This window comes from Streptomyces venezuelae, from assembly GCF_008642295.1.
In the GTDB taxonomy this organism is placed as follows: Bacteria; Actinomycetota; Actinomycetes; order Streptomycetales; family Streptomycetaceae; genus Streptomyces; species Streptomyces venezuelae_C.
In genome coordinates, this window is the sequence record NZ_CP029190.1 from 6,154,689 (window position 1) to 6,174,390 (window position 19,702).

At 71.4% G+C, this 19,702-nt stretch carries 22 protein-coding genes; 16 read left to right on the forward strand and 6 right to left on the reverse strand.

Features of this window, described 5'->3' with window-relative positions; all coding sequences use genetic code 11:
- The first annotated feature begins 19 nt into the window (after window positions 1-19).
- Window positions 20-1,423 carry a dihydrolipoyl dehydrogenase gene (lpdA, locus tag DEJ50_RS27795; RefSeq protein ID WP_150210823.1) on the forward strand — a complete coding sequence of 468 codons (1,404 nt, stop codon included), beginning with the start codon at window positions 20-22 and terminating at the stop codon, window positions 1,421-1,423.
- Between the two features lie 109 nt (window positions 1,424-1,532).
- Here the strand turns inward: lpdA and DEJ50_RS27800 are convergent, their stop codons facing one another.
- Window positions 1,533-2,051, reverse strand: a complete 519-nt coding sequence (locus tag DEJ50_RS27800) for a hypothetical protein (protein ID WP_150210824.1) — start codon at window positions 2,049-2,051, stop codon at window positions 1,533-1,535.
- 245 nt (window positions 2,052-2,296) lie between these two features.
- Between DEJ50_RS27800 and fmt the strand changes: the two genes are divergently transcribed.
- The 6 genes from fmt (at window position 2,297) to DEJ50_RS27830 (ending at window position 7,577) form a co-directional block, all read left to right on the forward strand.
- Window positions 2,297-3,226 carry a methionyl-tRNA formyltransferase gene (fmt, locus tag DEJ50_RS27805; protein ID WP_150210825.1) on the forward strand — a complete coding sequence of 310 codons (930 nt, stop codon included), beginning with the start codon at window positions 2,297-2,299 and terminating at the stop codon, window positions 3,224-3,226.
- A gap of 77 nt (window positions 3,227-3,303) precedes the next feature.
- Window positions 3,304-4,740: an RsmB/NOP family class I SAM-dependent RNA methyltransferase gene (locus tag DEJ50_RS27810; protein WP_150210826.1), complete on the forward strand. Its 1,437-nt coding sequence runs from the start codon at window positions 3,304-3,306 to the stop codon at window positions 4,738-4,740.
- A 133-nt stretch (window positions 4,741-4,873) separates the two neighbouring features.
- Complete coding sequence (rpe, locus tag DEJ50_RS27815) at window positions 4,874-5,560, forward strand: ribulose-phosphate 3-epimerase (RefSeq protein WP_150210827.1); 687 nt, start codon at window positions 4,874-4,876, stop codon at window positions 5,558-5,560.
- A gap of 124 nt (window positions 5,561-5,684) precedes the next feature.
- The gene (locus DEJ50_RS27820; protein WP_150212399.1) at window positions 5,685-6,698 is read left to right on the forward strand and encodes a sugar-binding transcriptional regulator; all 1,014 of its coding nucleotides are present in this window, start codon (window positions 5,685-5,687) and stop codon (window positions 6,696-6,698) included.
- A gap of 73 nt (window positions 6,699-6,771) precedes the next feature.
- Window positions 6,772-7,215: a ribonuclease domain-containing protein gene (locus DEJ50_RS27825; RefSeq protein WP_150210828.1), complete on the forward strand. Its 444-nt coding sequence runs from the start codon at window positions 6,772-6,774 to the stop codon at window positions 7,213-7,215.
- Window positions 7,212-7,577 (forward strand): barstar family protein, encoded by a 366-nt coding sequence (locus DEJ50_RS27830; protein ID WP_150210829.1) that lies wholly within the window; start codon window positions 7,212-7,214, stop codon window positions 7,575-7,577. The genes DEJ50_RS27825 and DEJ50_RS27830 overlap by 4 nt, the downstream gene beginning before the upstream one ends.
- 108 nt (window positions 7,578-7,685) lie before the next feature.
- Here DEJ50_RS27830 and DEJ50_RS35455 read toward each other — a convergent pair whose 3' ends face one another.
- The 5 genes from DEJ50_RS35455 to DEJ50_RS27850 form a co-directional block, all read right to left on the reverse strand.
- A complete protein-coding gene (locus DEJ50_RS35455) occupies window positions 7,686-8,150 on the reverse strand; it encodes a group II truncated hemoglobin (protein WP_317852563.1) in 465 nt (154 codons plus the stop codon).
- A complete protein-coding gene (locus DEJ50_RS35460) occupies window positions 8,147-8,482 on the reverse strand; it encodes an antibiotic biosynthesis monooxygenase family protein (RefSeq protein WP_317852564.1) in 336 nt (111 codons plus the stop codon). Before DEJ50_RS35460 ends, DEJ50_RS35455 begins: the two co-directional genes overlap by 4 nt.
- Window positions 8,483-8,569: 87 nt before the next feature.
- Entirely contained in the window at window positions 8,570-9,100 is a 531-nt protein-coding gene (locus DEJ50_RS27840; RefSeq protein ID WP_150210830.1) for a hypothetical protein, read from the reverse strand.
- 59 nt (window positions 9,101-9,159) lie between these two features.
- Window positions 9,160-10,866: an FAD-dependent oxidoreductase gene (locus tag DEJ50_RS27845; protein ID WP_150210831.1), complete on the reverse strand. Its 1,707-nt coding sequence runs from the start codon at window positions 10,864-10,866 to the stop codon at window positions 9,160-9,162.
- Window positions 10,863-11,129, reverse strand: coding sequence for a UBP-type zinc finger domain-containing protein (locus DEJ50_RS27850; RefSeq protein ID WP_150210832.1), 267 nt, complete (start codon window positions 11,127-11,129; stop codon window positions 10,863-10,865). Before DEJ50_RS27850 ends, DEJ50_RS27845 begins: the two co-directional genes overlap by 4 nt.
- A gap of 257 nt (window positions 11,130-11,386) precedes the next feature.
- Between DEJ50_RS27850 and DEJ50_RS27855 the strand changes: the two genes are divergently transcribed.
- From DEJ50_RS27855 to DEJ50_RS27895, 9 genes are read left to right on the forward strand one after another with little or no spacing between them, the layout of a single operon-like run.
- Window positions 11,387-12,211, forward strand: coding sequence for a type 1 glutamine amidotransferase domain-containing protein (locus DEJ50_RS27855; RefSeq protein ID WP_150210833.1), 825 nt, complete (start codon window positions 11,387-11,389; stop codon window positions 12,209-12,211).
- A gap of 14 nt (window positions 12,212-12,225) precedes the next feature.
- A complete protein-coding gene (locus tag DEJ50_RS27860) occupies window positions 12,226-13,863 on the forward strand; it encodes a thiamine pyrophosphate-binding protein (RefSeq protein WP_150210834.1) in 1,638 nt (545 codons plus the stop codon).
- An 18-nt stretch (window positions 13,864-13,881) separates the two neighbouring features.
- Window positions 13,882-14,319 carry a nuclear transport factor 2 family protein gene (locus tag DEJ50_RS27865; RefSeq protein WP_150210835.1) on the forward strand — a complete coding sequence of 146 codons (438 nt, stop codon included), beginning with the start codon at window positions 13,882-13,884 and terminating at the stop codon, window positions 14,317-14,319.
- A gap of 14 nt (window positions 14,320-14,333) precedes the next feature.
- The gene (locus DEJ50_RS27870) at window positions 14,334-14,789 is read left to right on the forward strand and encodes a nuclear transport factor 2 family protein (RefSeq protein ID WP_150210836.1); all 456 of its coding nucleotides are present in this window, start codon (window positions 14,334-14,336) and stop codon (window positions 14,787-14,789) included.
- A 10-nt stretch (window positions 14,790-14,799) separates the two neighbouring features.
- Window positions 14,800-15,177 carry a nuclear transport factor 2 family protein gene (locus DEJ50_RS27875; RefSeq protein ID WP_150210837.1) on the forward strand — a complete coding sequence of 126 codons (378 nt, stop codon included), beginning with the start codon at window positions 14,800-14,802 and terminating at the stop codon, window positions 15,175-15,177.
- A gap of 16 nt (window positions 15,178-15,193) precedes the next feature.
- Window positions 15,194-16,810 (forward strand): GMC family oxidoreductase, encoded by a 1,617-nt coding sequence (locus tag DEJ50_RS27880; RefSeq protein ID WP_150210838.1) that lies wholly within the window; start codon window positions 15,194-15,196, stop codon window positions 16,808-16,810.
- The gene (locus tag DEJ50_RS27885; protein ID WP_150210839.1) at window positions 16,803-17,438 is read left to right on the forward strand and encodes a DJ-1/PfpI family protein; all 636 of its coding nucleotides are present in this window, start codon (window positions 16,803-16,805) and stop codon (window positions 17,436-17,438) included. The genes DEJ50_RS27880 and DEJ50_RS27885 overlap by 8 nt, the downstream gene beginning before the upstream one ends.
- Window positions 17,438-17,872 carry a VOC family protein gene (locus tag DEJ50_RS27890; protein WP_150210840.1) on the forward strand — a complete coding sequence of 145 codons (435 nt, stop codon included), beginning with the start codon at window positions 17,438-17,440 and terminating at the stop codon, window positions 17,870-17,872. Before DEJ50_RS27885 ends, DEJ50_RS27890 begins: the two co-directional genes overlap by 1 nt.
- Complete coding sequence (locus DEJ50_RS27895; protein WP_150210841.1) at window positions 17,865-19,691, forward strand: AGE family epimerase/isomerase; 1,827 nt, start codon at window positions 17,865-17,867, stop codon at window positions 19,689-19,691. Before DEJ50_RS27890 ends, DEJ50_RS27895 begins: the two co-directional genes overlap by 8 nt.
- Window positions 19,692-19,702: the final 11 nt, after the last annotated feature.

The window sequence follows — 19,702 nt, forward strand, 5'->3', positions numbered from 1 at the left end:
GTGATCCGAAGGGAAGTCCATGCAAGAGCACTTCGACCTCGTCGTCCTCGGGGCCGGGCCCGGCGGCTACGTGGCCGCCATCCGCGCCGCCCAACTCGGCAAGCGGGTCGCCGTGGTGGAGGAGAAGTACTGGGGCGGTGTCTGCCTGAACGTCGGCTGCATCCCCACCAAGGCGCTGCTGCGCAATGCCGAACTCGCGCACCTCTTCACGCACGAGGCCAAGACCTTCGGCATCAAGGTGAACGGCGAGGTCTCCTTCGACTACGGCGAGGCGTTCCGGCGCAGCCGCCGGGTCGCGGACGGCCGGGTCAAGGGCGTCCACTACCTGATGAAGAAGAACGGCATCACCGAGATCGAGGGCCGGGGCACCTTCCTCGACGCCCACACCCTCCGGGTCGACGGGGCGGACGGCGGCAGCCGGTCGGTCTCCTTCGACCACTGCATCCTCGCCACCGGGGCCACGCCGCGGCTGCTGCCCGGCACCCGGCTCAGCGAGCGCGTGGTGACGTACGAGGAGCAGATCCTCGCCGAGGAGGTGCCGCAGTCCATCGTGATCGCGGGCGCCGGGGCCATCGGCATCGAGTTCGCCTACGTCCTGCACAACTACGGGGTGAAGGTCACCGTCGTCGAGTTCCTGGACCGGATCGCGCCCCTGGAGGACGCGGACGTGTCCGCCGAACTGGCCCGTCAGTACCGCAAGCTGGGCATCGAGGTGCTGACCTCGACCCGGGTGGAGTCGATCGACGACTCGGGCCCGCAGGTCCGGGTGACGGTCACCGGCCCCGACGGAACCGCCAAGGTCCTGGAGGCCGACCGGGTGCTCCAGGCGATCGGCTTCGCGCCGAACGTCACCGGCTACGGCCTGGAGGCGACCGGCGTACGGGTCACCGAGCGCGGCGCGGTCGAGGTCGACGGCCGCTGCCGCACCTCGGTGCCGCACATCTTCGCCATCGGGGACGTCACGGCCAGGCTGATGCTGGCGCACACCGCCGAGGCGATGGGCGTGGTCGCGGCCGAGACGATCGCGGGCGCGGAGACGATGGAGCTGGACTACCCGATGATCCCGCGGGCGACGTACTGCCAGCCCCAGATCGCCAGCTTCGGCTGGACCGAGGCGCAGGCCCGGGAGCAGGGCTTCGACGTCAAGGTCGCCAAGTTCCCCTTCACCGCCAACGGCAAGGCGCACGGCCTGGGCGACACGGTCGGCTTTGTGAAGCTGATCAGCGACGCCACCCATGGCGAGATCATCGGCGCCCATCTCATCGGACCGGATGTCACCGAACTGCTGCCGGAGCTGACGCTGGCCCAGCAGTGGGACCTGACGGTCCATGAGGTCGCCCGCAACGTCCATGCGCACCCCACGCTGGGCGAGGCGGTCAAGGAGGCGGTGCACGGCCTGGCGGGCCACATGATCAACTTCTAGCCCCGGTCCCGCCCCCGGTCACCGCCCCTGGTCCCGCCCCGACAGCCGCCGGGCCGCGGTCTGAAGACCCCGGCCCCGGTGCGGCGCCCTCGGGTGCGGGCCCGGCGCGTCAGCCGTTGCGCGGCCCCGGGAAGGCCGCCGGCCGGGCGGCGGAGCCGGCCGAGGCCGTTTCCTCGCGCAGCGGCTGCGGGGGGACCGAGCGGGCCGCCGGGACCGTGGGCATGCCCAGGGTCCGGGTGGTGGTGCCCTCGGCCGGCTGCTCCGCCGACTCCGCGGACTGGGCCCGGCGGGCCCCGTACCGCCGGTGCACGGCCTGCTTGGTCACCCCGAGCGCGGAGCCGACCGCGTCCCACGAGAACCCGAGTGAGCGGTCGAAGTCCACCGCGGCGGTGACCAGCGTCTCGACGCTGTCCCGCAGTTCCTGCGCGAGGCGGACGGTCGGCGCGGGCGCCCGGCCGTAGACGACGAAGCCCGTGGAGGGACCGGAGCGGCGCGGGCGGTAGACGTTGCCGAGCTGGGCGGTGAGCGTACGCAGAGCATCCACCTGCCGGCGGACCCGCTCGATGTCCCGCACCAACAGGTGCAGACTGGCCCGCGCTTGGGCGTCGTGGGTGGCGTGGTCGGCCATGAACAAGCCTCTCGAACCGGTGCTGAAGAGCGGATCGGGCCGCACACCGTTCAGAACGCGGCCCGTTTCGGTCAATCTCTCTTGACCAACGCTCCATACGGCCCGGAAGTCACGCACGGGGGGCGTGTCGGCATATGCGTGAGGCGCGCGGATGTGCGTACGCCCCCTCAACCGCCGCCGCATAGACTGGTGTGCTGCTGACAGCCGCAGCCGCAACAGCACCGAGATAGCGAGGTAGGAATCCAGTGAAGCTCGTCTTCGCAGGCACCCCCGAGGTCGCCGTGCCCGCCCTGGACGCCCTGATCGCTTCCGGGCGGCACGAGGTGGCCGCCGTCGTCACCCGCCCCGACGCACCCGCCGGCCGCGGCCGGCGCCTGGTCGCCAGCCCCGTCGCCGAGCGCGCCGAGGAAGCCGGCATCGAGGTGCTCAAGCCGCTCCGGCCGAAGGACCCCGAGTTCCAGGCCCGGCTGCGCGAGATCGCCCCGGACTGCTGCCCGGTCGTCGCCTACGGTGCCCTGCTCCCCAAGAGCGCCCTGGACATCCCGGCCCGCGGCTGGGTCAACCTGCACTTCTCGCTGCTGCCCGCCTGGCGCGGCGCGGCCCCCGTCCAGCACGCGATCCTGGCCGGCGACCAGGTGACCGGTGCCTCCACCTTCCAGATCGAGGAAGGCCTGGACTCCGGCCCGGTCTTCGGGGTGCTCACCGAGGAAGTCCGGCCCACCGACACCAGCGGCGACCTCCTCACCCGGCTGGCCTTCGCCGGGGCCGGGCTGCTCGCCGCCACCATGGACGGCATCGAGGACGGCACCCTGCGGGCCGTCCCGCAGTCCCCCGAGGGCCTCTCCCAGGCCCCGAAGATCACCGTCGAGATGGCCCGGGTCGACTGGACGGCCCCGGCCCTGCGCGCCGACCGGGTGGTCCGCGGCTGCACCCCGGCGCCCGGCGCATGGACGCTCTTCCGCGGGGAGCGGCTCAAGCTGATCTCGGTGGGCCTGGTGGCCGACCGGACCGACCTGGCCCCCGGCGAGCTCGGCGTCGCCAAGAACAACGTGTACGTCGGCACCGGCTCGCACGCCGTGGAGCTGCTCTGGGTGCAGCCGCAGGGCAAGAAGCCGATGCGCGGCGCCGACTGGGCCCGCGGCGTACGGATCGCCGCCGGCGAGCGGCTGGCCTGACCCCGCGCACCCCGGCCCGTACGCTGGTCGGACAGCCCCACCGTTTCTCCTCCTCGTACCTCCGGAGCACCTTTCACGTGAGCGATCAGCCCCGTCGCCCCGCCAAGCCGCACCGCCGTCCGAAGAAGGACCCCGTCCGGATCCTTGCCTTCGAGGTGCTGCGGGCGGTGGACGAGCGTGACGCGTACGCCAACCTCGTGCTGCCGCCGCTGCTGCGCAAGGCCCGCCAGAACGCCGACTTCGAGACGCGGGACGCGGCGCTGGCCACCGAGCTGGTCTACGGGACGCTGCGCCGCCAGGGCACCTACGACGCGATCATCTCGGCCTGTATCGACCGGCCGCTACGCGAGGTGGACCCGCCGGTGCTGGACGTGCTGTCGCTCGGCGCCCACCAGCTCCTCGGCACCCGCATCCCGCCCCACGCGGCCGTCTCGGCCACCGTGGAGCTGGCGCGGGTGGTGCTGGGCGACGGCCGGGCCAAGTTCGTGAACGCGGTGCTCCGCAAGATCTCCGCGCACGATCTGGACGGCTGGCTGGAGCAGGTGGCCCCGCCGTACGAGGACGACGCCGAGCAGCACCTCGCGGTGATGCACTCGCACCCGCGCTGGGTGGTCTCCGCGCTGTGGGACGCGCTCGGCGGGGGCCGCGCCGGCATCGAGGACCTGCTGGAGGCCGACAACGAGCGGCCGGAGGTCACCCTGGTGGCCCGGCCCGGCCGGTCCACCCCGGCCGAGCTGCTCGAGGTGGCCGGCGCGGACTCCGCGCTGCCGGGCCGCTGGTCCCCGTACGCCGTACGGCTCGCGGAGGGTGGTGAACCCGGCGCACTGGAACCGGTCCGCGAGGGTCGCGCGGGCGTGCAGGACGAGGGCAGCCAGCTGGTGGCCATCGCCCTTGCGAACGCCCCCGTGGAGGGCTCGGACGCGCGCTGGCTGGACGCCTGCGCCGGCCCCGGCGGCAAGGCCGCCCTGCTGGGCGCGCTGGCCGCGGAGCGGGGCGCCTTCCTGCTGGCCTCGGAGCGGCAGCCGCACCGGGCCCGGCTGGTGGAGCGGGCACTGGCCGGCAATCCCGGTCCGTACCAGGTCATTACGGCGGACGGCACCCGGCCGCCGTGGCTGCCGGGCTCCTTCGACCGCGTCCTGGTGGACGTCCCGTGCACCGGCCTGGGTGCGCTGCGGCGCCGCCCGGAGGCCCGGTGGCGGCGCCGCCCGGAGGACCTGGAGGGCTTCGGGCCGCTCCAGCGGTCGCTGCTGCGCGAGGCGCTGGCGGCCGTCCGGGTCGGCGGCGTGGTGGGCTACGCGACCTGCTCCCCGCATCTGGCGGAGACCCGGGCCGTGGTGGAGGACGTCCTCAAGGGCCGGGGCGCGGGCGCCGGGCCGGTGTCCGCCGAGCCGGTCGACGCCCGTCCGCTGCTGCCGGGCGTACCGGCGCTCGGTGACGGCCCGGACATCCAGCTCTGGCCGCACCTGCACGGCACGGACGCCATGTACCTGGCCCTGCTGCGCCGCACCGCGTAGCGGGTTCCTCCGGAGGGGTGCCGGGCCGGGTACGCGAACGCAACGGCGTAACCGGCCGCCCGGCCGCCGCGGGGCCCTGCGGGAGATTCGGGGTCGGGACCGGAGGCGGGCGCGGGCATGGCAGGCTTGGGGCATGGCCGTTCAGATCAATCCCAGCATCCTGTCCGCGGACTTCTCCCGACTCGCCGACGAGGCGAAGGCGGTGGAGGGGGCCGACTGGCTGCACGTCGACGTCATGGACAACCACTTCGTCCCGAACCTCACGCTCGGGATGCCGATCGTGGAGTCCCTCAGCCGCGCCACGGACATCCCGCTGGACCTGCATCTGATGATCGCGGACCCCGACCGCTGGGCCCCGCAGTACGTGGAGGCCGGTGCCGGGTCCGTCACCTTCCACGCCGAGGCCGCCGGGGCACCGGTCCGGCTGGCGCGGGAGATCCGGGCCAAGGGTGCGCGGGCCTCGATGGCCCTGAAGCCGGCCACCCCCGTCGAGCAGTACGAGGACATCCTTCCCGAGCTCGACATGCTGCTCATCATGACGGTGGAGCCCGGCTTCGGCGGGCAGCCGTTCCTGGACGTGATGCTGCCGAAGATCCGCCGGACCCGGGAGCTGATCGCCAAGCACGGGCTGGAGCTCTGGCTGCAGGTGGACGGCGGCGTGTCGGCGTCCACCATCGAACGCTGTGCGGAGGCCGGAGCGGATGTGTTCGTCGCCGGCAGCGCGGTCTACGGCGCGGTCGATCCGGCCGCCGCGGTGCGCACCCTGCGCGAGCAGGCGGGTGCCGCGATCGCCGCGGCTCCCTGGGCGTGTGACCACTGAAACAAGCATTGGTGAACGGCTCGGTGAACGTCGGCCGTCTGCCCTGATCAACGGCCGCCGGATCTGACAGGATGAACGGCGAGTCGAGAGTGTGAACAGCAGTGAGGAGAACGCGGTGTCTGCAATGTCGGCGGGACGGTCAGCCCTGCGGATGGGACCCGCGGAGCTGGTGCAGGCGGCGGCCATGGCCCGCCGCTTCTACCTCGAGGGCAAATCCAAGATCCAGATCGCCGAGGAGTTCGGCGTGAGCCGCTTCAAGGTGGCCAGGGTCCTGGAGACCGCCCTGGAGCGGGACCTCGTGCGCATCGAGATCCGGGTGCCGGCCGAGCTGGACGCGGAGCGCTCGGACGCCCTGCGCGCCCGCTACGGGCTGCGGCACGCCGTGGTCGTCGAATCGCCCGCCGAGGTCACGGAGGACGCACCCGACCCGGAGAACCTGGGCGCGGTGGCGGCGGACCTCCTCGGCGAGCTGGTCAACGAAGGCGATGTGCTGGGCCTGGCCTGGGGCCGCTCGACCATCCACATGGCGGCGGCCCTGCACCGGCTGCCCCAGTGCACCGTGGTCCAGCTGACCGGGGTGTACGACGCCGGGACCGCGGAGCGCGGGTCGGTGGAGGCGGTGCGCCGGGCCGCCCAGGTGTCGGGCGGGGACGCGCACCCGATCTACGCGCCGATGCTGCTGCCCGATCCGGCGACGGCGGCGGCCCTGCGCAGCCAGACCGGGATCGCGCGGGCCTTCGAGTACTTCGACAAGGTGACGGTGGCCGCGGTGTCCATCGGCTCCTGGGAGCCGGGCATCTCCACCGTGCACGACATGCTCTCCGACGAGGAGCGGGCGCACTACGCCTCGCTCGGTGTCGCCGCGGAGATGTCTGCGCACCTGTTCGACGCGGAGGGCCGACGGGTCGGCCGGGACCTCGGCGAGCGGTGCATCACCGTCGAGGCGGACCGGCTGCGGCGGATCCCGGAGGTGGTGGCGATCGCCGGCGGGCTGCGGAAGGCCTCGGCGATCGGGGCGGTCCTCCGGTCCGGTCTGGTGACCAGCCTGGTCACGGACACGGCCGCGGCGGACTATCTGCTGACCGAGTCGGAGCCGGGGCTCCGGCCGGCGCTGGACCGGGCGGACCCGGACCAGTAGGCACGACTGGCTACGGCTGGGACGACTGGTACGGCGATTCGCTGTCGAATCGGATATTTGGCACTATCGGCCCATGATCTTCCGGAGTGTGCCCCGACGGCTGCTGCGCGGGTGGGGGGCCGTCCTGCTGTGCCTGGTCGTGGCCGCCGGTGCGGCGGCCGGCTGCGCCGGCACCGGGACGGGCACCCCGACGACCGCGCCGAGTGCGTCGGCCCCCGCGCCGCCCGGCTGGGCCGCGGGGATGCGGACCGTCCGGGCGGACCGGCTGCCGAAGGAGGCCCGGGACACCCTCGTGCTGATCGACCGGGGCGGTCCCTATCCGTACCGGCAGGACGGGACGGTCTTCGGCAACTTCGAGAAGCTGCTGCCCCGGCAGAAGCGCGGCTACTACCACGAGTTCACGGTGAAGACCCCGGGGGAGCGGGACCGGGGGGCCCGGCGGCTCGTGACGGGCCAGGGCGGGGAGTTCTACTACACGGACGACCACTACCAGAGCTTCAAGGCGGTTCTGAGATGACCCTGGACCCGCGGCCGGCCGGCTGGGCGACCCTGCGGCTCGATCTGGACGGCGTACGGAGCAAGGCCGGGCTGATGGATGCCTGTGCGGAGGCGTTTGCGCTGCCGAGGTGGTTCGGGCGGAACTGGGACGCGCTGGCGGACTGCCTGATCGACCTGTCCTGGCTGCCGGACGTGCCGGGGCGGGTGGTGGTGGTGAGCTCGTGGCGGGGCTTTGCCAGGGCCCGGCCGGGGGACTGGGAGACGTTGCGGGAGGTGCTGGAGGAGGCGGTGGGGTACTGGCGGGAGGCGGCGGCGCCGCTGGAGGTGTTGTTGGCTGATGCGCCGGCGGGGCCCGAGCCCGAGCCGGGCCCGGAGGGGTAGGGGGGCGGGGGTCCGCTGCGCGGGGCCGTTCCCCCACCCCGCCCCTTCCCGAAACCGGGGCTCCGCCCCGGGCCCCGCCGCGGGCTCCCGCGTCCCGCGGGGCGGGTGTCAGGGCTTGGGGATCCAGGGTGGGGTCTGGCCCCAGGTCCAGATGGGGATCTTGGCCGCGTCCACCGGGGGCGGGTTCTCGCCCGAGTAGATCAGGGCCATTCGGGTGCCCCACTCGATGTAGTAGACGAAGACGGCCCGGAACTCCGGGTCGGTCGGGAGGCCGACCTCGTCCGCCGTGTCCAGGAGGAGGTCCACCCAGCGGCGGCGCTGCCGCTCGGTGATGGCGCGGCCCAGGTGCTTGGTGGCCATGTGCTGGTGGCCGCCGTGGCGGGCGGTGTAGTCGGCCGGGCCGCCGAAGACCTCGGAGAGCCAGACCGCCACGTGCTGCGGGTGTTCGGCGTCCATGCCCGCGAAGACCGGCGCCAGGATCTCGTCCTGCAGGGCGTGCCCGTAGAAGGCGTCGGTGAGGCGTTCCATCGCCTCCGCGCCGCCCATCCACTCGTAGATCGTGGGGGTGCTCATGACTGGGACGCGGCCTTTCCGATGCCCACCACATCCGTGGCGAGGTAGTGCTGCATCTCCTCGATCGCCGTGACGTACGGGCGGATCGCGCTGAAGAAGGCCGGGAAGTGCTCGCCCTTGCGGAAGCCCTGGAGGTGGTCCTCCACCGAGGTCCAGCGGATGCGCAGGATGTAGCGTTCACGTTCCTCCTGGCAGCGCGTCAGCTCGTAGTCGATGCACTGCGGCGCGGCGGCCAGTGACTCGGCGGCCCGCCGGTAGGCGTCCTCGAACGCGGCCTGGTCGTCCAACGCGATCCGGTAGCGGATGTACTCGACGGTCGTGGTCGTGGTCATGGTTGCCTCTTCCCTGTGATCGGCCCGGCGGGTGCGCGCCGCCGCGCCCACCCTCGCCGGATCATCGGTTCCCGGGGGCGGGTTCCGTCATTCGGATCCGGACTTCTGGGAGTCGGCGTCCGCTACCTCCGTGTTTGTCGTCTCTGTCACGTCGGGCCCTTGCGCGCGTACCCGCTGGACCCGGTCGAGGGACTCGCGCAGGTCGGCCAGCCAGGATTCGGTGTTGCGGCCCACCAGGCGGACGCACCAGGCGAGGGCGTCGGCCCGGCTGCGGGCGACCCCGCCCGCCACCAGGAGGTCCAGGACCTGGCGCTCGGACTGGCGGAGCCGGGTCATCACCGGCACGGCCAGGTGGGTGAAGAGGATGCGCTCGTCACCCACCCGGACGCCCCAGGCGACCTTCCGGCGGTAGAGCTGTTCGGCCTCGCGGGCCACCTCGATGCGCTGCTCCCGGGTGCGGGTCCGGAAATCCGCCGCCGACTCGTGGGCCGGCGGGCGGCCGATCACGGTGATCTCCTCGCGGTCGACCACGACCTCGAGGACCTCCTCGTAGACGTCCACCGGAAGGCGGCCTGCGAACCAGCCGCGGAGCTCTTCCTTCTGTTCGGCTGTAATCATGTAATCAACGTTGCATCCGTTGTGGCCTTGATCACAACCCTCCCGGCCGGTGTTCGCTCTCAGCCCATCGAGCGGTACCGGTGGATCAGGGAGACCGCCATCGCCCCCTCACCGACGCCCGAGGCCACCCGCTTCACCGAGTGGGCGCGGACGTCCCCGGCCGCGAAGACCCCGGGAACGCTGGTCTCCAGCGGGTAGGGGGCCCGCTCCAGGCTCCACTCGGCCGGGAGCTCGCCGCCGTTGGCGATCAGGTCCGAACCGGTCAGCACGAAGCCGTGGTCGTCCCGCTCCACCACGCCCGCCAGCCAGTCCGTGTGCGGGCGGGCACCGATGAAGGTGAACATGAAGCGGGCCGGGATCGTGGTGTCCGCGCCGGTCTCGGAATCGTGGAGGGTGATCCGCTCCAGGTGCTCGCCGCCCTCCAGGGCGGTGACGGTGGTGTGGACCCTGACCTCGATGTTGGGCGTACGGTCGATCTCGTCGATCAGGTAGCGGGACATGCTCGCGTCCAGGGACTCGGCCCGGACCAGGATGGTCACCCGGGCCGCGTACTTGGCGAAGTGGATCGCGGCCTGCCCGGCGGAGTTCGCGCCGCCGACGATGAACACGTGCTGGGAGATGCAGGCCGAGCTCTCCGTGGTGGCCGCGCCGTAGTACAGGCCCGCGCCCTCGAACCGGTCCGCGCCCGGCGCCTCCAGGCGGTTGTACGCCACCCCGGTGGCCAGCAGCACCGTCTCGGCGGAGATCTCCGTGCCGTCGGCCAGGGTGAGGATCTTCGCCGGGTCGTCACGGATGAGCGAGACCACCTCCACGGGGTGCAGGATCTCCGCGCCGAACCGCGAGGCCTGGATGGTGGCCCGCCGGGTCAGGTCCCCGCCGGACAGACCCGAGGGGAAGCCCAGGTAGTTCTCGATCAGGCTGGAGGTGCCCGCCTGCCCGCCGGGCGCCCGGGAGTCCAGCATCAGGGTGGAGAGGCCCTCGGAGGCGGCGTACACCCCGGCGGCCAGCCCGGCCGGGCCGGCCCCGACGATCACGCATTCGTAGTGCGGGCGGGACGCGGTGGTGGACAGCCCCAGTTGTTGGGCGAGTTCCGCGTCGGTGGGTGCGGACAGCACCGTGCCGTCCGGGAAGCGGACGAGCGGGAGGGACCCGTCCGGGCGGTCGGCGATCACGGTGAGCGCCTCGGGGTCGCGCTCCACGTTGAGGAAGCGGAACGGCTGGCCGTTGCGGGTGAAGAAGTCCCGGACGGCGTGGGTGCCGGGAGAGACCAGATGGCCGGCCACGATGATGCCGTCGTAGGCCGGCCGGTAGGTGGCCAGCCAGTCCGAGAGCAGGTCGTCCAGGACCGGGAAGAGCCGCTCGTGCGGCGGATCCCAGGGCTTGAGCAGGTAGTAGTCCAGCCGGACCCGGTTGATGGCGGTGATCGCCGCGTCCGTCTCCGCATACGCAGTGAGGAGGACCCGGCGGGCGTCCGGGAAGCGGCTCACCGCCTCGAGGAGGAACTCCACGCCCGTCACGTCCGGCATCCGCTGGTCGACCAGGAACAGCGCCGGGTCGTGGCCGCGTTCGTCGAGCGAGTCCAGGATCTTGAGGGCATCGGCGGCCGAGGAGGCGCCCAGCACCCGGTACCGGTCGCCGTAGGCGGTGCGCAGGTCGCGGCGGACGGCCCGCAGCACCTGGGGGTCGTCGTCCACCGCCAGGATGACCGGCTTGCGGCTCTCTGCCCGCGCGGCGGTCTGCGCCGAGCTCTCCGCTGCCGCACTCATGCCGCGTCCAGCATCAGCTGGTCGGCGTAGCACCAGGCCCAGTCCTCGCCCGGCTCGTGGGAGGCGGCGATGGGGTGCCCGGTGAGCCGGAAGTGCCGGGTGGCGTGCCGGTTCCCGGAGGAGTCGCAGCAGCCGACGTGCCCGCAGCTCAGGCACATCCGCAGGTGCACCCAGCCGTCGCCGAGGGCCAGGCACTCCTCGCAGCCCTCCGTGCCCGCCCGCACCGGACGTATCTGATCGATGTGCGTGCAGATGGTGTCCATCGGCCCCGTCCCCTTCCCGTGAAGCGTCCCCGTGATCCGTCCAGAAGATAAAGGCGGAGATCGGCTCGCGGTTCAACGATTCGGCCGAAGTCAGGAAGTCCGGGAGCGACTTCCTGAACTCGCCCGGCGACTTCCTGAGGTGTCCCCGTGACCTGGCCGTCTACCTCACGAAGTCGCACACGGGCGCTTTGACGCAGCACCACCGCGCCACCAGTGTGGACGACGCCAACGACAACAGGCGGCGCCTGGAGGAATCCGTGAGCAGAAAGATTCTGGTCATTGTCTCCGAACACGGTTACTGGGCCGAAGAACTGATAGGGCCGGTATCGAAGTTCGACGAGCGGGGCTACGAGGTCGTATTCGCCACGCCGACCGGAAAGCGCGCGCACGCACTTCCGCCGAGCCTCGACGCGAACTACATCGACCCCCCGCTGGGCCGCTCGGTGACCACCGAGGAGAACGCCCGGCTGGGACGCGAGTTCGAGCAGTCGAGCCGGCTGGACTCGCCGCTCGACATCGAGGCCTGGGTGCCCGAGCGCCCGTACACGAGCGACGAGGGCTACCTGCGCAAGCTGGAGCAGTACCACCGTGATCTCGACAAACTAGACGCGGACATCGCCGGCTACGACGCGGTCCTCATCGTGGGCGGCAGCGGCCCGATCGCCGACCTCGCCAACAACGAGCGGGTGCACGCCCTGATCCTCGCCTTCAAGAAGGCCGGCAAGGTGGTCGCCGCCGAGTGCTACGGCGTGGCCTGCCTGGCCTTCGCCCGGGACTGGAGCGACCGCAAGAGCATCATCTGGGGCAAGCACGTCACCGGCCACTGCAAGGAATACGACTACAAGGACGGCACCGGGTTCCTCGGTACCGACTTCAACATGGGCCCGCCCCCGTATCCGCTGGAGTACATCCTGCGCGATGCCACCGGCCCGCGCGGCGCGTACCACGGCAATTTCGGAAAGCCCGTCTCGGTGATCGTCGACTTCCCGTTCGTCACCGGGCGTTCGACCCCCGACTCGTATCTCACGGGTCAGAAGATCGTGGAAGTCCTGGAGGACGGTCTCACCCGCTACGGGTGGTAGGAAAGGGGGAATTCATGGGAGCCACTCCCGGACGGGAAAGGCTGATCGAGCAGTTCAAGGCCGACGGCCTGAAGGTGATGTTCGGCAATCCCGGCACCGTGGAACAGGGATTCCTCGACGCGGTCGACGCGGCGCAGGACTTCCAGTACATCCTCGCCCTCCAGGAGACGGTGGCCGCCGGCATCGCCGACGGCTACGCCCGGGCCACCGGCGGTGCCGCCCTGCTCCAGCTGCACTCCGGTGTCGGTCTGGGGAACGGCATCGGCATGCTCTACCAGTCGCTCCGCGGCCACACCCCGCTGGTGGTGGTCGCGGGCGACGCCGGGGTCCGGTACGACGCCATGGACGCCCAGATGGCCGCCGACCTGGTGGCCATGGCCCGCCCGGTCACCAAGTACGCGACCCGGGTCACCGACCCGAACTCGGTGCTGCGCACCGTCCGGCGGGCCGTGAAGATCGCCCTCACCCCGCCGCGCGGCCCGGTGTTCGTGGCCCTGCCCATGGACGTCCTGGACGAGCTCAACTCCGAGCCCGTGCTGCCCGCCACCGTGCCGCTCACCGATGTGGCCCCCTCCCCGGCCTCGGTGGGGCAGGCCGCCCGGCTGCTTGCCTCCGCGGAGCGGCCGGTCGTCCTGATCGGCGACGGGGTCTCGCTCTCCGGAGCGCAGCGCGAACTCGCCGCCGTGGCCGAGCTGCTCGGCGCCGACGTCTACGAGGTCGACTCCTCCGAGGTCAACATCCCGGCCTCGCACCCGCTGCGGCGCGGCCAGACCGGCCACATGTTCGGCCCGCACAGCAAGGAGCTCATCGCGGACGCGGACGGGGTGCTCATCGTCGGCACCTATGTGTTCCCCGAGGTCTTCCCGGAACTGGCGAGCCCGTTCCGGGAGGGCGCCCGGATCGTCCACATCGACCTCAACGCCTACGAGATCGCCAAGAACCACCCCGTGGACCTGGGCCTGGCCGCCGACCCCCGGCAGGCGCTGCGCGCCCTGGCCGGCGTACTGGAACGGGAGCTGTCCCCGCAGCAGCGGGCCGCCGCGGCGGCCCGGCTGGAGGTACGCACCCGGGAGCGGGCCCGCGAGGCCCTGGCCGCGCCGGAGGACGGCACGCCGATGGCCGTGTTCCTGCGCACCCTGGCCGAGCGGACCGGCGGCGACCTGATCGTCTTCGACGAGGCGCTCACCACCTCGCCGCTGGTCACCCGGTACCTGCCGGCCGAGCGGCCCGGGGACTACCACCTCACCCGGGGCGGCTCCCTCGGCGTCGGCTTCCCGGGCGCGGTCGGGGCCAAACTGGCCCGGCCGGACCGGCTGGTCGTCGGGTTCGCCGGCGACGGCGGGTCCATGTACACCCCTCAGGCGCTGTGGACCGCCGCCCGGCACGGCATCGACGCCAAGTTCGTCGTCTGCAACAACCGCAAGTACCGGCTGCTCGACGACAACATCGCGCAGTACTGGCGGGAACGGGACATCGCCGCACACGAGTTCCCCGGCTCCTTCGACCTCTCCCATCCCGAGATCGACTTCGCCGGGCTGGCGCGGTCCCTGGGGGCCGGCGGGATGCGCGTGGAGAAGCCGGACGAGGCCGTGGCGGCGGTGGGCCGGATGATCGCGCACCCCGGCCCGTTCCTCGTCGACATCCAGATCTGACCCGGAAAGGGAGGGACCATGCCCGCCGAGCGGCTGACCGAATCCGCGATCCGCAGCTTCGCCGAGAAGTGGTACGTGGCTCTGGACCAGCACATCCCGCTGGACCAGGTGCTGGCCTTCATCACCGGTGACCTGGAGTTCCGGGTCCCCGAGGACACCTTCACCGGCCACCGGGGCTTCGGCCGCTGGTACGAGGCCGTCACCCACCGCTTCTTCGACGAGGTGCACACCGTCACCAAGGTGGAGCCGGTCATCGAGGACGGCGGAGACCGCGCCACCGTCCGGGTGCTGGTCAACTGGCAGGCCAAGATCTGGGACCCGCCGGCCGCACGCAGCCAGTGGCTCGGCTTCGACGCCGACCAGACCTGGACCGTCGTATCCGGCCCGGACGGACCGCAGATCAAGACCTATGAGGTCAACGAACTGGCCCCGATGCCCGGTTCGGGCTCGCTCTGAGAGGGGTGCGGACGATGACCGAGGTGACACGGGAGCGGGTGCAGGCCGCCTACCGGGCGCTGGGCTCCGGGGACCGGGACCGGATCCTCGAGTACTACGCGGAGGACCTGCGCTGGCTGGTCCCCGGGAACCATCCGCTGGCCGGCTGGTACGAGAGCCTGGACGCCTTCCTGGAACTGATGGGGCAGACCCACAAGCTCACCGGCGGCACCTTCCGGATGGACCTGGAGGCCGTGCTGACCGGCGACAACTGCTCCGCCGACGTGTGCCGCAACGTCGCCCGGCGGGCGGGCGCGGGCGAGGCGGGAGCGTCCGGCCACGAGCGGATGGACTACCAGGTCTTCCACTTCATGCGCTGGCGCGACGGCCGGATCGTCGAGGGCCGCGACGGCCTGTTCGGCGACACGGCCACCGCCTTCAGCCAGTTCTGGGCGCCGTTCGGCCCGGACGGCATCCGCAGGGACCGATGAGGGGATTGTGATGGACGCGCGTCAGATCCTGACCGAGTACTACCAGTACGCGAATGCCGGGGACTGGGACCGCTGGTGCGACCTGTTCGCCGAGGACCAGGTCATGGACGAGCAGCTGGCCGGCCATATCGAGGGCCTGGACACCCTGCGCTCGATGATGAAGGGCATGGGGGACATGTACCGGGTCTTCCAGAACCGCCCCGTCCACTTCATCGTGGACAGCGACGGCGAGAAGGCCGCGGCGGTCTCCCACCTCAGCGCCGTCAGCGCCTCCGGCGAGGCCATCGAGGCCGAGGTGATGAACTTCTTCCGGATCGCCGACGGAAAGATCGCCTACATGGCGAACTACCACGACACGGTCCCCTTCCAGGTCCTGAGCCAGGGCTGAAGGGGGTGGTGATCCGATGGCAGCCCGTGTGAGCGCCGCCGAGTACGACTACGTCATCGTCGGATCCGGCACCGCCGGCAGCGTCCTGGCCCACCGGCTCTCCGAGGACCCGGAGGTCTCCGTCCTCGTCCTGGAGGCCGGCGGCAACCGCATCCCGCCCGAGGTGGACGACCCGTCCTCCTGGTACAAGCTGCTCGGCGGGCCCGTCGACTGGGGCTACACCAGCATCCCGCAGCCCGGGCTGGCCGGCCGCCGCACCTACGAACCGCGCGGCAAGGCCCCCGGCGGCAGCAGCAACCTCTACATCATGATGCACATCCGCGGCCATGCCTCGGACTTCGACAACTGGGCCTACCAGGGCGCGGCGGGCTGGGGATACGAGGACGTGCTCCCGTACTTCGCGCTGCTGGAGGCCCAGGAGGACGCCACCGCCGCCACCACCGGCACCCAGGGCCCGCAGCGCATCACCCACGCCGGCCGGCACAGCCCCAACCCGGTCTCCCGCGCCTTCATCGACGCCGCCGTCGAACTGGGCCACCAGGAGATCGCCGACTTCAACACCGACGGGCCGCGCCGCGGCCTGTTCGGCACCGGCTGGCACCACATCGACGTGGCCGACGGCCGCCGCCAGGGCACCCTGGCCGCCTATCTGGAACCGGCCCTGACCCGGCCCAACCTGACCCTGCGCACCGGCGCGCAGACCACCCGGCTGCTGTTCGACGGGGACACCTGCACCGGCGCCGAGTACGTACAGACCGCCCCGCCCGCCGACTTCCCGGGCCGGACCGTGGCCGACGCCGCCGGCACCACCGGGGAGCCCGGCACGTACACCGTCCGGGCCCGCCGCGAGGTGATCGTCGCGGCCGGTGCCATCGAATCGCCGAAGCTGCTGCTGCTCTCCGGCATCGGCTCCCCGGACCGGCTGCGCGAACACGGCATCGCGGTCACCGCGGCCGTGCCGGGCGTCGGCGAGAACTTCCACAACCATGTGCTGACCGGACTGATGGCCGAGGTCACCCAGCAACTCCCGGCGCCCGCGCAGAACCTTTCCGAGAGCGCTCTATTCCTGTCCTCGCAGCCCGGCCTGCCCGCCCCGGACCTGCAGATCGCCTTCGTCCACGTGCCCTTCGACGTGATCGTCGGCCAGAACCACCCCAACACGGTGTCCATCCTGCCGGGCGTGGTCCGGCCGGTCTCCCGCGGCTGGATCCGGCTGGCCAGCGCCGACCCGCTGGCCCACCCGCTGATCCACCCGAACTACCTGGGCGACCGCTGGGACCTGGAGCGGATGGTGCAGGGCGTCAAACTGGCCCGGGAGATCTTCGCGACCTCCGCCTTCTCGCCCTGGTACAAGCAGGAACTCCAGCCGGGGCCGGGCACGGTCACCGACGAGGAGCTCCGCACCTTCGCGCGGCAGAAGTCCGAGAGCTACCACCACCAGGCCGGCTCCTGCCGGATGGGCATCGACGACCTCTCCGTGGTCGACCCGCAGCTGCGGGTGCACGGCGTACGCAACCTGCGGGTGGTGGACGCGAGCGTGATGCCCGCGGTGCCGTCCGGCAACTGCCACACCGCCATCGCGATGATCGCCGAGCGCGCGGCGGACTTCCTGAAGGGGGTGACCCGTGTCTGATGCCGTCCTGCGCGAGGGCGCACTCACCGGGACCCGGATCGCGGTCCTGGTCGAGAGCGACTTCTACGAACCGGAGATCTTCTACTACCAGCGCCGGTTCGCCGAGGAGGGCGCCGAGGTCGACTTCCTGACCCGGCTGTGGGGCAACGACTCCATCACCTTCTCCGGGCACGAGTACCGGGCGCCGTTCACCGCGGACCAGTCCCTGGAGGGGCTGAGCGACCAGGCGCTGCGCCAGTACTCGGCGCTGATCGTGCCCTCCGGGATGGTCGCCGACCGGCTCCGCTACACCGAGGACGTGGACGTGCTCGCGCCCGCGACCGAACTGCTGCGCCGGGCCTTCGAGGAGCCGACCGTCCTCAAGGGGATCATCTGCCACGGCATGTGGCTGGCCTCCTCCATCCCGGGCAAGGTCCGGGGCCGCAAGGTGGTCTGCCACAACAACCTCATCGGCGACGTCCGCAACATGGGCGCGCAGTACGTGGACGAGGACGTGGTGGTCGACGGCGACCTGGTCACCGGACGCACCGGGGCCCACCACCACCTGTTCGCCCGCCGGATCATCGACCTGATCGCATCCCCCAGCTACCGCCGGGGGGACCCCCAGCGGGGCCGGGGGGCCGGCTGATGCACTGGTCACACGTGGGCCTCAACTGCACCGACCAGAAGACCACCGAGGAGTTCTACACCCGGTACTTCGGCTTCGCCCGGGCCCGGGAGGTGAACCTGGGGGACTCGCGGATCGTGTTCCTGCGCAAGGGGGACGCGTACCTGGAGCTCTTCCCGGCGGGCGCGGAGCCGGCGGCCGGGCCGCCGGCCGGGAACGACGGCCCGCAGGCCCCCGGCCGGATGCGGCACCTGGCCTTCCAGACCGACAGCGTCGACGCCTTCCTCGCGGAGATCGGGGACGCCGCCGACATCACGCTCGGCCCGCTGGACTTCGACGACTTCATCTGCGGCTGGCGGACCGTCTGGCTGCGCGACCCCGACGGAGTGATCGTCGAGGTCAGCCAGGGGTTCCAGGACGAAGCCGACACTACAAAGGACGTGACACATGGGTGACGCCGTGAGCTTCTCCTTCTCCGACACCATCGCCGGCTACGTCGGCCGCTTCGACTCCGGGGCCCGGATGCTGCGGCTGAACACCGCCGACGGCCGCGCCTTCGACGTCTCGCTGGCCGGCGACCCCAGTGCCGAGCTGGTCCGCAACCTCGACGAGCCCTACATCGACGCCTCCGGGCACATCGACGAGATGCTCTCGCCGGGCCGGTTCCTCTTCGTGTACGGCGTCCACTACCCGGAGAAGGGCGGCCGGTTCGACGCCAAGCGCCTGGTCTTCCTGGGCCGCGGATCCGAGGACTACCGGTTCGAGGAGGCCGGCTGGTGGGTCAAGCAGATCGAGTCGCTGGCCTCCTTCTACCGCAAGGCCCAGTTCGGCGACGGCCCGGTCGACTTCACCGAGTACCGGACCGAGATCCGGCTCGGCGGCGACAAGACCGCCAGCCACGTCCAGGAGACCGACACCATCTCGCGGCTGGTCTACGGCATGGCCTCGGCCTACCTGCTGACCGGCAAGGACGAGTACCTGGAGGTCGCCGAGCGCGGCACCGAGTACCTGCGCAAGCACATGCGCGTCGTGGACAGCGAGGAGGACGTGGTCTTCTGGTACCACGGCGTCAGCGTGGACGGGGACACCGAGCGCAAGCTGTTCACCTCGGAGTTCTCCGACGACTACGACGCGATCCCGATGTACGAGCAGATCTACGCCCTGGCCGGGCCCATCCAGACCTACCGGGTCACCGGTGACGTCCGGATCAAGAACGACGCGGACGCCACCATCCGGCTGTTCGACAAGTTCTTCAAGGACGAGGAGCAGGGCGGCTACTACTCGCACATCGACCCGATCCTCTTCAGCGCCGACCACGAGTCGCTGGGCGAGAACGCCGAGCGCAAGAACTGGAACTCGGTCGGCGACCACGCGCCCGCGTACCTGATCAACCTGTACCTGGCGACCGGCGACCAGAAGTACGCCGACTTCCTGGAGTACACCTTCGACACCATCGCCGACCGCTTCCCGGACTACAAGAACAGCCCGTTCGTCCAGGAGCGCTTCCACCGCGACTGGTCGCACGACACCACGCACAGCTGGCAGCAGAACCGCGCGGTGGTCGGCCACAACCTGAAGATCGCCTGGAACCTGCTCCGGATGAACTCGCTCAAGGCCAAGCCGGCCTACACCGACCTCGCCAGGAAGATCGGCGAGCTGATGCCCGGGGTCGGCAGCGACCTGCAGCGGGGCGGCTGGTACGACGTGGTCGAGCGGACCAAGGCGCCCGACGCGACCCGGGAGACGTACCGTTTCGCCTGGCACGACCGCAAGGCCTGGTGGCAGCAGGAGCAGGCGATCCTCGCCTACCTCATCCTGCACGGCACCCTCGGCGGCGAGGACTTCAAGAAGGAGGCCCGCCAGGCGGAGGCCTTCTACAACACCTTCTTCCTCGACCACGACGAGGGAGCCGTCTACTTCAACGTGCTCGCCAGCGGCACGCCGTACCTGCTCGGCACCGAGCGGCTCAAGGGCAGCCACTCGATGTCCATGTACCACTCGGCGGAGCTGTGCTACCTCGCCGCCGTCTACAACAACCTGCTCATCAACGGCCGGGAGATGGACTTCCACTTCAAGCCGGACCCGACCGGCCTGCCCGACCGCATCCTGCGCGTCTCGCCGGACCTGCTGCCCGCGGGCTCGGTGGCCGTCGCCTCGGTCGAGATCGACGAGAAGCCGTGGACGGACTTCGACGCCGACGGCCTCACCGTCCGGCTGCCCGACGTCCAGGGCCGGGTCAAGGTCAAGGTCCGGCTGCGGCCGGTGACCAACTAGGCGTCAACGGG